This is a genomic window from Gordonia sp. NPDC058843, assembly GCF_042743165.1.
Lineage (GTDB): Bacteria > Actinomycetota > Actinomycetes > Mycobacteriales > Mycobacteriaceae > Gordonia.
In genome coordinates this window covers 19,106-31,460 of record NZ_JBHYNC010000057.1, presented here as the reverse complement: position 1 = coordinate 31,460, position 12,355 = coordinate 19,106, and the positions used below count along the sequence as shown (strand labels likewise).

General features: G+C 67.4%; 11 protein-coding genes and 1 riboswitch. Of the genes, 3 read left to right on the top strand and 8 right to left on the bottom strand.

Features of this window, described 5'->3' with window-relative positions; all coding sequences use genetic code 11:
* Window positions 1-248: 248 nt before the first annotated feature.
* The 6 genes from ACFW3F_RS23485 to ACFW3F_RS23460 all read right to left on the bottom strand — a co-directional run bounded on the left by ACFW3F_RS23485 (window position 249) and on the right by ACFW3F_RS23460 (window position 6,448).
* Window positions 249-1,223 (bottom strand): ABC transporter substrate-binding protein, encoded by a 975-nt coding sequence (locus tag ACFW3F_RS23485; RefSeq protein WP_388061767.1) that lies wholly within the window; start codon window positions 1,221-1,223, stop codon window positions 249-251.
* A 66-nt stretch (window positions 1,224-1,289) separates the two neighbouring features.
* A complete protein-coding gene (locus ACFW3F_RS23480; RefSeq protein WP_388061765.1) occupies window positions 1,290-2,129 on the bottom strand; it encodes a hypothetical protein in 840 nt (279 codons plus the stop codon).
* A 107-nt stretch (window positions 2,130-2,236) separates the two neighbouring features.
* Window positions 2,237-3,574 (bottom strand): wax ester/triacylglycerol synthase domain-containing protein, encoded by a 1,338-nt coding sequence (locus tag ACFW3F_RS23475; RefSeq protein ID WP_388061763.1) that lies wholly within the window; start codon window positions 3,572-3,574, stop codon window positions 2,237-2,239.
* Between the two features lie 40 nt (window positions 3,575-3,614).
* Complete coding sequence (locus ACFW3F_RS23470) at window positions 3,615-4,796, bottom strand: acyl-CoA dehydrogenase family protein (RefSeq protein WP_388061761.1); 1,182 nt, start codon at window positions 4,794-4,796, stop codon at window positions 3,615-3,617.
* Between the two features lie 16 nt (window positions 4,797-4,812).
* On the bottom strand, window positions 4,813-5,061 hold the full coding sequence (locus ACFW3F_RS23465; protein WP_388061759.1) for an acyl carrier protein: 249 nt from the start codon (window positions 5,059-5,061) through the stop codon (window positions 4,813-4,815).
* A gap of 46 nt (window positions 5,062-5,107) precedes the next feature.
* A complete protein-coding gene (locus ACFW3F_RS23460) occupies window positions 5,108-6,448 on the bottom strand; it encodes a salicylate synthase (protein ID WP_388061758.1) in 1,341 nt (446 codons plus the stop codon).
* Window positions 6,449-6,605: 157 nt separating this feature from the next.
* Here ACFW3F_RS23460 and ACFW3F_RS23455 point away from each other — a divergent pair, with 157 nt between their 5' ends.
* Window positions 6,606-8,276: a (2,3-dihydroxybenzoyl)adenylate synthase gene (locus ACFW3F_RS23455; protein ID WP_388061756.1), complete on the top strand. Its 1,671-nt coding sequence runs from the start codon at window positions 6,606-6,608 to the stop codon at window positions 8,274-8,276.
* Window positions 8,277-8,400: 124 nt separating this feature from the next.
* On the opposite strand, the gene ACFW3F_RS23450 is transcribed toward ACFW3F_RS23455, so the two are convergent.
* Window positions 8,401-8,748 (bottom strand): GNAT family N-acetyltransferase, encoded by a 348-nt coding sequence (locus ACFW3F_RS23450; protein ID WP_388061754.1) that lies wholly within the window; start codon window positions 8,746-8,748, stop codon window positions 8,401-8,403.
* 219 nt (window positions 8,749-8,967) lie between these two features.
* Window positions 8,968-9,057, top strand: a riboswitch (TPP riboswitch).
* A gap of 7 nt (window positions 9,058-9,064) precedes the next feature.
* On the opposite strand from ACFW3F_RS23450, the gene thiC reads away from it, so the two are divergent.
* Both thiC and thiD read left to right on the top strand, forming a co-directional pair.
* On the top strand, window positions 9,065-10,753 hold the full coding sequence (gene thiC, locus ACFW3F_RS23445; protein WP_388061752.1) for a phosphomethylpyrimidine synthase ThiC: 1,689 nt from the start codon (window positions 9,065-9,067) through the stop codon (window positions 10,751-10,753).
* A complete protein-coding gene (thiD, locus tag ACFW3F_RS23440; RefSeq protein WP_388061750.1) occupies window positions 10,753-11,670 on the top strand; it encodes a bifunctional hydroxymethylpyrimidine kinase/phosphomethylpyrimidine kinase in 918 nt (305 codons plus the stop codon). Before thiC ends, thiD begins: the two co-directional genes overlap by 1 nt.
* A 131-nt stretch (window positions 11,671-11,801) precedes the next feature.
* On the opposite strand, the gene ACFW3F_RS23435 is transcribed toward thiD, so the two are convergent.
* Complete coding sequence (locus ACFW3F_RS23435) at window positions 11,802-12,191, bottom strand: PLDc N-terminal domain-containing protein (protein WP_388061747.1); 390 nt, start codon at window positions 12,189-12,191, stop codon at window positions 11,802-11,804.
* Window positions 12,192-12,355 lie beyond the last annotated feature (164 nt).

Below are 12,355 nucleotides of genomic sequence, written 5' to 3'. Positions count from 1 at the left end.
GCGGGGGCGCGGGGGGTTGCGTGCGGCCCGCCGACCGCGCTAGGGCCTCGTCGGCGGTGGCCCCCGGACCCCCCCCCCCCACGAAGGGTCCGGCGAGGTAGGTTGCGCGGCCCTTCGAGGCTCGCTTCGCTCGCACCTCAGGGAGCAAGGATGGGCCCGAATCGCTCGCACCTCAGGGACCAGGGGTGGGCCGAAAACGAACTCGCCCTCCGCATTCCGCGGAGGGCGAGTTCGACTGGCGACGACGATCAGCTGGAGGCCGCGGCGAAGGACGGCTTGAGCAGGTCGAGGACGTACGGGATCGAGTTCGGTGTCGGCGCGTTCAGACCGGTGATCTGCGACTGGGTCATGAACGTGACGGCGTTGTCCTTGACCGCCTTCAGGTTCTTGTATCCGGGTAGCGAACGCAGGGTCTCGGCCTGCTCGGGGGTGGCGGTGGCCACGATGAGCACGTCGGCATCGAGCATCGGGATGTTCTCGGTGCTCAGTCCGAAACGCGGCTGTCCGGTTCGCTGGTACTCGGCGACCAGCTTGGGGGCCATCTTCATGCCGAGCGAGGTGAACAGCTTCCCGGCGCCGTCGTTCTCGTCACCGAGGACCGACAGCTGATCGTTGCCGTACATGAAGGCAAAGGCGTAGGTCTTGCCCTTCAGCCCCGGGTACTCCTCGGACACCGCCGCGATCTTCGCGTTGGTGTCGTCGATGATCGACTTCGCCTTGTCCGGGTCGTGCAGCACCGTGCCCATCACCGTGACCATGTCCTGCCAGGGGTCGATCTCCTGGTCACTGATGGCGTTCACCGTCGGCGCCAGCTTCGAGATCTGCTGGAACTCCGGACTGTCCGACGCGAAGCCGGGCGCGAAGATCAGATCCGGGTCGAGCTTGGCGATCGTCGTCGCGTCGTCGCCCTTGGTGGGATCGACGAACGTCGCGTCGGCCAGCTTCTCGCCATACCAGGGCTGCATCTCACCGGTCGCCGACTTCGAGTAGTCGTAGTACCCGACCGGTGTCTCGCCGAACGAGAGGACGACGTCGGTCCACTGATCGCCCAGCGTCACGATTCGCTGCGGGGTGTCGGGAATCGTGACCGACCGACCGTCCGGCAAGTTGAGTTGGACGGTGCCTCCGGCGGATTCGTCATCCGAGCTCGAGCAACCGGCCAGCAGGCCCGCGAACAGGAGTGCACTCGCGACGAGTGCGCCCAGGCGAAGTCGTGAAGTCACGTGAAGATCCCCCAATGGGTTGTCGGTGTTCGTCCGGCAGGCCGGACAGTGCGTTCGCCTGCCCGATCAGAGCGAGCAGGGCAGCAGGACGAATCCCGCGATGGTGCAGACGCTTCGATTGGACAGCTTCCACTTGTTGCCACTCCACACGAAGGTCATCGAGCGGTTCTGGCTACCGCGGCCGACCACGCTGATCTGCAGCGGCGCGGTCAGCGTCGTTCCGCTGACCTGGACCGGCCCGACCATCTGATAGCTGAGACCGACGTTGCCGTAGGTCGTGATCGCGCGGGAGACCAGGTCGATCTGGCGCAGCGCACGCTCGCCGCCCTCGAGTTCGGCGGCACGTGCGGCACGGCTGCCGTTGGCGTTCATGACGATCCGGACCTTGGTGTTGAGCTGTCCCGGGGTGAGCGCGGTGGGTCCGGCGGCCACGGCCTGCTGCGGCGTCGTGGTCGTGGCTCCCGGCGCAGGTGCCGGGGCGGGAGCGGGTGCGGCGCCTTGTCCGGGAGCGCCGATCGGGCCGGCGCCCTCGGGCACGTTCTCGGTCGGGGCCGCCGCGGGCGCTCCGGCGGCCGGCGCACCGGCGGGCGCGGGTTGTCCGGGAACCGCCGCGGGCTGCTGACCAGCGATACCCTGCTGGGGCAGCGCGGTCTGCGCAGCGCCGAGATTGACGACGGTCGGCTGCGCGGCGGTCGCGGAATCGTTGCGCTCGCTCACCACGATGCCCACCACGCCGATCGTCACGACGATCGCGGAGATGATGGCCGCGACGCCTGCCGATGCCAGCACGGTCGGGATGCTGACCCCGCCCGACCGGCGCGACGAACCCGCGTCCGGTTCGCGGTAGTCGACCCCGGACTGGTAGTCGACCCCGGACGGGTCCTGGTAGTTGACGTCGTTGCTCATGTTGATCTTTCTTTGTGTATGTCTTCGCCCCCGCCGAGCCGACGGCCACCTGTATATTGCAGCCCCAGGACATCGGATGACAAGGCAAGCCTAAGCTTGCACCCCCGTCAGGTCGACGGGAGGGCCTCCCGAAGTACTTCGTCGAGCGCGGCCACGAACCGTTCGGCGTAGCCGGGTAGCGCCTGCGCATCGGTGACGACGCCGAACGTGGTCGTGTGTCCGAGGATCAACGCCGTCACCGACAGCGAGTAACCCGCGAGCGGCGACAGCGGCGTCAGCGTCACGATCGAGCGACCCAGCACCGATCGGATCCGGGAAAATCCGGGGTTGATGCCGATGTGGATGTCGGGATGCATGTGCGACATCGACGCGTTCACGATCGCGCGCTGCAGGCCCCACAGCGGCGCGCGGGGCAGATCGTCGGCGGCGGCCAGGTACAACTCCGGCTTCCGCTTCGCGATCGTCTCGAGTTCGCCTCGGGCACGGGCGATCTGGCGCTCCAGGTCGGGTTCGTTGCCGAGCAGGTTGAGCAGCGCCACGGACACCGCGTTGCCGGTGTGCCGGAACTGTTCGTCGAGGGTCACGGGCAGCGTCACCCGGATGACGTCGTCCTGCGTCTCCGGGCCCCGGGAGCGCGCCCAATCGACGCCCGCAGGCGGATTGAGGCTGAGCGCCCGGCCGATGGCGGCGAGCAGGAACTCGTGGACCGTCGCATCGTTGCCTTTGGCCGCCTTGCGCAGCGTTCGGGTCGAGGCGGTGAACAGGGCGTACTCCCGCTCGCCCGACTTGGTCAGCGCCGGCCACGCCCGTTTCTTGCCACCGCCGGCCGCGTGCTGGTCGCCGTAGGCGGCCTTGGCCTCTGTCAACTGGTCGGGGTCGATGCCACTGATCCGGAAGCGAGGGCTGGTGGCGAATCGCTCGAATTCCGCCAGATCCTCGGGCTCACCATCGGCGAGGAGCGCCGCGAAGGCCGCACCCGCGATGCCGTCGGAGACGCTGTGGTGCACCCGCAGGAGCACCCACTGTCCGATTTCCTCGGCGCCGGCCGACGGGGTGAACAGCGTGATGTCCCAGAACGGGCGCGGCCGCGGCAGCGGCGACTCGAGCAGCTTGGACACCCGGCGGTGCAGGTGCGCGCTGTCGGTGAAACCGAACTCGGTCACGTGCTCACCGGCATCCCAGGTGTCGTCGGCGAGCACCACTTCGGGTTTGCGCCAGCGACCGTTGCGGATACCCAACCGGAAGATCTCGAACAGTCCGGCCCGCTCTCGGACACGTGCACGCACCTCGTCGAGTCCGAGAAATCCGCCGTTGCTCTCTAGTTGCAGGATCATCGACCAGTGCATCGGTGCACTGTTCTTGTCCATGTGCAGGTAGGTGTGATCGGGAGGCGCGAGTTCGGTCACGCGTGCGTCGATCGGTGCCTGGCTGACTGGGCTGTTCATGTGGGGACCGCCTGGATGGGAGGGAGGGTTCGGGTGCTTCTCAGGACGCCGGCGAGCCAGGGTCGCGAAGGTCCGGGTCGGCGAACATGGCCTGGTATCGCTCGGTGTCGGGTTTCATCGCCGCGGCGACCAGCTCCCACAGCACCTCGTCGGTGCCGCCGCCGACGCGGGCCAGTTTCATGTCCCGCCACCAGCGGCTGATCGGGATCCCGGTCTCGAGGTAACCGATCCCGCCGAAGATGTGCAGGCACTCCGACGCGACCTCCTCACCGAGATTGGCGGCCGTCGCCTTCAGTGCCGCGGCCGTACGGAGGTTGATCTTGCCCTCTGCGGCGACACCGGCGAGCGAATATCGCAGGACGTCGACCCTGGCCTGCAGGTCGGCCAGACGGAGTCGCAGGGCCTGGTGGTCGTAGAGCTTCTTGCCGAACTGGGTGCGCTCCATCATCCGTGCGAGCGTCACGCCGATCATCACCTCGCAGGCCGCGGCGATCTGCGCGGCCACGGAGTATCGCTCGTGTGCCAGCCCCCAGCTGATGATCGCCAGGCCGGTCCCCGGTCGGGCGATCAGCGCCTCCTCGGGAATCCAAGCGTCGATGGAGATCGGTGCGGTGTCGAGGGGCCCGGCGCCGAGCTTCTGGTAGGGCTCACCCACCGTCACCGACTCGATCGGCACAGCGGCCAGGGCCACGTTGCCACCGACATCGGGCCCGTCGTCGACACCTCGGCAAACGACGAACACGTGATCCGCGATCGGCGAGAGCGACACGAACTTCTTGTGCCCGACCACGCGATGGCCGCCGTTCTCCGGAAAGATGCGGGTCTCGGAGTTCTGCAGATCCGAGCCACCCTGCTCTTCGGACGCTCCGATACAGAGCACGGCCTCCGCGGTCAGGGCACGCTGGGCCAGGTCCTTGAGGTAGTCGTTGCGACCGAAGCGGCGAAGGATGGCGATCGCCGAGTCGTGCAGGCTGACCCCCACCCCGATCGCTGCGGAACCGAGCGCTCCGAGGTGTGCGCCGAGGGCGAAATGGTCGTGGAGGTCGGTGAGCTTGCGGTCCTCCCACTTACGGGCGAACACGCCTTCGGAGCCGAGATGTTCGAGAAGGGGCCGCGGGAATCGGTGATCGCGTTCGGCCTGCGCCGTCCAGGCGGTGACCTGGTCGTCGAACGCTGCATCGAGCAGCTCGGCGTACGTCTGCACCGGGGTGTCCACACTCATGTCGGTTCTCCGGTCCTCAGGCCGGGGTGCCGGCCTTCGACCGGATGAGGTCCTCCAGGTCGCCGACGGTCTTGGACTCGAAGAGCTCCCGCTCCGACAGCTTCACGCCGAGACGCTCCTCGATCGCCACCACGCCGATGGCGAACGCGACCGAGTCCAGCCCCAGGTCGTCGATCAGCTTGGAGTCGCGGCTGACGTCGCCGAGCGCGAGGTCGAGATCGTCTTCGAGGATGCCGCGCAGGGCTTCGGTGATGTTGTCGGACATGTGGTGACTCCTGAGATGGTGATGTTCGGTCGAAAGTATCGGGTGATCAGCGCGGGACCACGTACGGGGCGACGCTGCCGAGCTTCTCGCAGGTCTCGGTGAACTCCCGCTCCGGCGTGGACTGCGCGACGATCCCGGCCCCGGCGCGCAGCCACGCCCCTTCGCCGGAGGAGAAGATGGTGCGCAGAGCGAGGGTCGCCTCGAGCTCGCCCGACGACGACGCAGTGAGGATCGCGCCCGAGTACAAGCCGCGGCGCCGGGGCTCCAGGCGATCGATCGCCTCCACGGCGGGCGTCTTGGGGATGCCCGATGCGGTGATCGACGGGAATACCACTTCGAGTGCACGCCAGGGTGTTTCGTGGTCAGCAAGAGTCCCACGCACGGTCGAGGCCAGATGCTGGACGCTGCCCCGCTCACGGACCTCCATGAACTCGCTCACGGCCGTGGTGTCCGCAGCGGCGATCGAGGAGATCTCGTCGAAGCATGCGCGCACCGACATGGCATGCTCGGCGACCTCCTTGGCATCCGACAGCAGGTCGGCGCGGGCCGCCGCGTCCTGCTCGGCGGAGATGCCGAAAGCCCTTGTGCCAGCGAGAGGCTCAGTGACCACCGTCCGGTCCTCATGGACCGCGACGACGAGTTCGGGACTGAATCCCGCGGCCTGTAGGTCACCCAGCGACAGCAGGTAGCTGCGCGCGGGATTGTTGTCGGCGCGGCCGCGCGCGTAGGTCGCGGGGATGTCCACGTCGAACGGGATGTCGACGGCGCGCGAGAGGATCACCTTCTGGTACCGGCCGGCTTCGATCTCGGCGACGGCGGTGGCCACCCGGCCACGGTAGTCATCGGGGTCCGACTGGACATCCACCGGTCGCGAATCGCCCGAAAACGTTGCTTGCGAAGCGATCTCGAGGAGACGGCGAGCCCGATCGGCATCGACGGACCCGGTGTCGACCCCGTCGGCATCGACGGTCGCCTCGAACTCGGGGACGATGAGGTGCGCCAGGACCGTGTCGTCGGGAACACGGTCGAGGATGCCGTGGTACGGCGCGCAGAAGTCGAAACCGACCCAGCCGTAGACGCGCCAGTCCGGGATCGACAGCGACGCGGTGGCGGCGGCGAGGGCGTCGGCGGGGTCGCCGTGCCAGGGCGTCGTCGTCCGGTCGCCCTGATCGTCGACGATCACCTCGCTCCGCGTGACGACCACACGGGCACGAACCCCGGCCGCGAAGGTCCAGCGCCGGTCACGCTCATAGACGACGTGATCACCGAACTCACCGGAACCGGCCCATGCGGCCGTGATCCGCGCGGCGTCGGACTCACTCAGCGGCGAGGCAGGCGCGAGCAGATCGACGAACTGCGCAGCGTGCGATTCGGTTGTCAGCGACATGTCCTTCGTTCCTCCGGTCGTGATGCACTCGAGCACCGATGATCATAGGGAATCTTAGGGCAGCCTAATCAAACAATCCCCCGCGGGTCGATACCTGGTTCCCCGTCCCGCATCGACCGGTAAGGTTACCCTATCCTGCCTGTGTTTGAATGAACTCATGCCGACGCACCTCGACCACGTGACCGATCTGCTCGACGGTTTCACCCCCCACACCGACGCACAGGCACAGAGATTCCGCGATGCAGGCGTCTTCCTCGACCGCCCCCTGTTCGCGGCCCTCGATCTGGCCGCCGAGCGAACACCCGACGCCCCCGCGGTGACCGACGCCTCCACCGACGGGCCGCGCACGCTCACCTACGCCGAGTTCCGCAGCGCCACACTTCGTCGTGCCGCCGGTTTCGTCGACGCCGGCCTGCGCCCCACGCAGCGGGTCGTGCTGCAGCTGAACAACTCTCTCGACTTCGCCGTGACCCTGTTCGGCCTCCTACGCGCCGGCGTCGTGCCGGTGATGACGTTGCCGGCGCATCGGATCACCGAGATCGCCCATCTCGCGACCGGAGCGGGCGCGGTGGCCTACATCGGCGAGGACGGCCGCCGGGGGTTCGACTTCCGTGATCTCGCGACCGACCTCCAATCGCGGGTGCCCGACGTCACGCAGGTCTTCATCTCCGGCGAGCCGGGGGGTTTCACGGCCCTCCCCGACGCAGACCCCGCCGCTGTCGAACTCCCCGACGCCCCCGATCCCGGACTGCCCGCGCTGTTCCTCGTGTCCGGGGGTACCACCGGCCTGCCGAAACTCATCGCGCGGACGCACGACGACTACGACCTCAATGCCCGGTTGTCAGCGGACATCGCGGGCCTCACCGCCGACGACACCTACCTCGTCGCGTTGCCCGCCGCGCATAATTTCCCGCTGTGCTGCCCCGGAATCCTGGGCGTGTTCGGCGCTGGCGGCCACGTCGTCTTCGCCGACAACCCCAGCCCGGACAACACATTCGACCTCATCGAACGGCACCGCGTCACGGTGACCTCGCTCGTCCCCGCCCTCGCTCAGCTCTGGTGCGCGGCGACCGAGTGGGAGCCGGCGGACATCAGCTCGCTGCGCCTCCTACAGGTGGGCGGTGCCAAGCTGGCCCGGCCCGACGCCGTCGCCCTCGACGCCGCGCTCGGGGACGTGGTCCAGCAAGTGTTCGGTATGGCCGAAGGGCTGATCTGCTACACCCGTCGCGATGACGCGCGCGACCTGGTCCATCAGGTGCAGGGCTCGCCGATGTCCGAACTCGACGAGGTGCGCGTCGTCGACGAGGACGGCAACGACGTCCCCGACGGCACCGAAGGTGAACTGCTGGTACGCGGGCCGTACACGATCCGCGGCTACTACCGGGCGGCCGCCCACAACGAGAAGTCGTTCACGCCGGACGGGTTCTATCGCTCCGGCGACAAGGTCACGCGGTTGCCGTCGGGCCACCTCGCCGTGACCGGTCGCATCAAGGACACCATCGTGCGCGCCGGGGAGAACGTCGCCGCCGACGACGTCGAGGAAAACCTCCTCGCCCACAACTCGGTCCGGCAGGTCGCGGTGGTCGGCCTCCCCGACGACGCACTCGGCGAGAAGATCTGCGCCGCCGTGGTGCTCTCACACGAGCACCCACCGGCCCAGCCGCTCGAGCTCGCCACGATCCGCACGTTCCTCGCCGAGCGCGGACTCGCATCGTTCAAATTGCCCGACACGGTTCGCGTCGTGACCACCCTCCCGGTCACCGCCGTCGGCAAGATCGACAAGAAGGTGCTCCGCGAGACGCTGCTCGCCGACCCTCCTGCTCCCTGATCCGAAAGAACCGCATAACTCCTGGTCCCTGATCCGAAAGAACCGCATAACCCCTGGTCCCTGAGGTGCGAGGAGCGCAAGCGACGAGCCACGAAGGGCGTCGACGTGACCTTCGACGCTCGGGTCACACCGGCGCGAGGGTCACGATCCCGGGATGGCCGTCGAGGTAGCGCTTGGTGAACGTGCACACCGGCCGAAGCCGAGCGCCCTGCTCGCGGGTGTAATGCACGACGGTGCGGGTGAGCCGGGTGGCGAGACCGTGCCCGCTGTACTCGTCGTAGAGCACCGTGTGCAGCACGGTGATGGTGGTCTGACCGTCGACGGTCTCGGTCGAATAGCCGAGCACGCCGACCAGGTCGCCGGCGACCCAGAGCTCGAATCGGTCGCGGTCGGGGTTGTGCACCACCTGCGAGATCTGTTGCAGGATCGACTTTGCCGACTGTGGTGGTCGCTGACGATGCTTGCGTAGCACCCGACCCTCCTCACCTCTTGATCACGGACATCGGACCACCTGCGCGCGACGCATGACTCGTCATCGACGCTCGCCTGTGATCCGGGTCACAGGCTACCTTACGGAACCGTAACTGCCACCCCGATGACTCGGTTGTCGCAAATCGATACGGTTCGCCGAACCCTCGCCTCCCGTCCGGATGAGGCGATGTAGGGTGGCGGGCGCACGACAACTACACACCGCGGGGGCTCTCACGATGACCGAGGGCTGAGATGGCGACGGGCGGTCGCCGACCGCTCGAACCTGTCCGGGTAATGCCGGCGTAGGGAGAACAGCCATGGGCACACGTGTATCCAGCACCCACAAGAGCGGTGCGCCCGCCGATTCCGGGTTCCTGACCCTCGGTCCGATCCAGGGCAGTACCAAGCACTACCTCCCCGTCGACGATCTGCGCGTGCCGCAGCGTCGCATCCACCTCACCAACGGTGAGCATCTGGATGTCTACGACACCTCCGGTCCGTACACCGATACGTCGGCGCACATCGACGTCGAGAAGGGCCTCGCGCCCACCCGCGACAGCTGGCATCGGCCCGATCCGATCGACGGCGCGAGCACCCAGCTGGCCTGGGCCCGCGCCGGGATCATCACCGACGAGATGCGGTTCATCGCAGCGCGAGAGGGCGTCGACGCCGAACTGGTCCGTTCCGAGGTGGCGATCGGCCGTGCGGTGATCCCGGCCAACCACCGGCACCCCGAGTCCGAGCCGATGATCATCGGCAAGCGGTTCGCCGTGAAGATCAATGCGAACATCGGGAACTCGGCGGTCCGCAGCTCCATCTCCGACGAGGTGGAGAAGATGGTGTGGGCCACCCGGTGGGGCGCCGACACGATCATGGACCTCTCGACGGGCGCCGACATCCACACCACGCGTGAATGGATCATGCGCAACTCGCCGGTCCCGGTGGGGACGGTGCCCATCTACCAGGCTCTCGAGAAGGTGAACGGCGATCCGGCATCGTTGACGTGGGAGCTCTACCGCGACACCGTGATCGAACAGGCGGAGCAGGGCGTCGACTACATGACCGTTCATGCCGGGGTCTTGTTGCGGTACGTCCCGCTCACCGCCAAGAGGGTCACCGGCATCGTCTCGCGCGGCGGTTCGATCATGGCGGCCTGGTGCCTCGCGCATCACCAGGAGTCGTTCCTGTACACACATTTCGACGAGCTGTGCGAGATCTTCCGTCGCTACGACATCACGTTCTCGCTCGGCGACGGTCTGCGCCCCGGATCGATCGCCGACGCCAACGACGAAGCGCAGTTCGCCGAGCTCCGCACCCTCGGCGAACTGACGACGATCGCCAAATCGCATGGCGTGCAGGTGATGATCGAAGGACCGGGGCACGTCCCGATGCACAAGATCGCGGAGAACGTGCGGCTGGAAGAGGAACTGTGCGAGGAAGCGCCGTTCTACACCCTCGGGCCCCTCGCCACCGACATCGCGCCCGCGTACGACCACATCACCTCGGCGATCGGCGCGGCGATGATCGCCCAGGCCGGCACCGCGATGCTCTGCTACGTGACTCCGAAAGAGCACCTGGGACTTCCGGACCGCGACGACGTCAAGGTCGGCGTGATCACCTACAAGATCGCCGCCCACTCCGCCGACCTCGCCAAGGGGCACCCGCGGGCCCAGGAACGCGACGACGCACTCAGCAAGGCGCGCTTCGAGTTCCGCTGGACCGATCAGTTCAACCTCGCGCTCGATCCCGACACGGCTCGCGCCTACCACGATGAGACGCTTCCGGCCGAACCCGCCAAGACCGCCCATTTCTGTTCGATGTGCGGACCCAAGTTCTGCTCGATGCGGATCTCTGCGGACGTCCGGGCCTACGCCGAGGAGCACGGGCTCGTCACCACCGAGGACATCGACCGCACGATCGCGGAGGGCATGGCCGCGAAGTCGGCGGAGTTCGCCGAGGCCGGGAACCGGGTGTACCTGCCACTCGAAACCGCCGGCGGCGCCTGATGCGCCCGGTCGACGCAGAACGCCGCACGGTCGACGCGAATCAACGCACGGTCGACGAGCAGGATTTCGCGGGGCTCCCGCTCGCGCGATCCGGTTCCGCCCCCGTACGGGTCCTGACCGTCGCCGGTTCGGATTCGGGTGGCGGCGCGGGGATTCAGGCCGACATGCGCACCTTCGCCCTACTCGGAGTGCACGGGTGTGTCGCGGTGACCGCGGTGACGGTCCAGAACTCACTGGGTGTCAGCGGGTTCGAGGAGATCACCCCGCACACCGTCGCTGCGCAGATCGACTCCGTCGTCGGTGACATCGGCGTCGCCGCGGCGAAGACCGGCATGCTCGCGTCGGCACCGATCATCGAGGCCATCGTCGAGCAGTGCGGCGCCAGCGGAATCGGCCGCGACGCGTCCGTACCTCTGGTGGTCGATCCGGTGTGTGCGTCGATGCACGGCAACCAGCTGCTCGCCGACTCCGCGCTCGACACCCTGCGCCACAAGCTGTTTCCGCTCGCGACCGTGGTGACACCGAATCTGGACGAGGTCCGGCTGATCACCGGGATCGAGGTCACCGACGCCGATTCGCAGCGCGATGCGGCCCGGGCTCTGCTCGATCTCGGACCGCGGTGGGCGCTGGTGAAGGGCGGACACCTGCGCACGTCGGATCGTTCACCGGATCTGCTCTACGACGGCGAGGAGTTCATCGAACTCAGTCATGAGCGCATCGACACCCCGCACGATCACGGTGCCGGCGACACCCTCGCCGCGGCGATCGCGAGTGCCCTGGCACACGGTCATCCGGTTCCCGACGCGGTCGGCTTCGCCAAGGGTTGGGTGACCCGCTGTCTGGCTGCCGCCTACCCGCTCGGTGCCGGCCACGGCCCGGTCAACCCACTCTGGCGACTGGGCGTCCGGCCGGACTAGCAGTGTCAGGCAGTGCCGGGCCCCGTGGAACCGGGCACATGCCAACGCTCTCCGGCGACAGGGTCACCGGAGAGCGTCGGGGTTCGACAGGCGGACCATGACACCTTCCGTCCTGGTCCGCCACGAACGTGTCAGACAGCGGTACCGAGAGCCTTGCTCTTCAGGTGTTCGAACTCCTGCGGGGTGATCGCGCCCGAGTCGAGCAGCGCCTTCGCCTCGGTGATCTGCTGGGTGGGCGAGCTGCCCGCCACCGACTTGATGTACTCGTCGGACGCCTGCTTCGCCTCGGTGTAGGCCTCGCGCTGACGCTCGGCCATGCCCTTGCCCTTGGCGAGGAGGTAGACGATCGCGGTGAGGTACGGGAAGACGATCAGGAAGATCACCCACGCCGCCTTCTGCCACCCCGACGCGGCCTTGTCACGGAACAGGTCGGCGATGATATGCCACAGCACGATCAGGTAGGCGACGAACGCGAAGATGACGATCGTGTACCAGATGAAATCCCAGAATGAATCCCACATCGGAGTGTCTCCCTTGTCTAGAAGATATCGGCGTGTCTCTGCCGAGCACGTGAACCGATAAAGCATCGCACAGCAATATGCTCGATACCGCGACGAACATGAAAGATGTCCGGGAAACGCAGCAACTCCGATGCTGCTGCGGGCTTCGGATCGTCGATTCACCA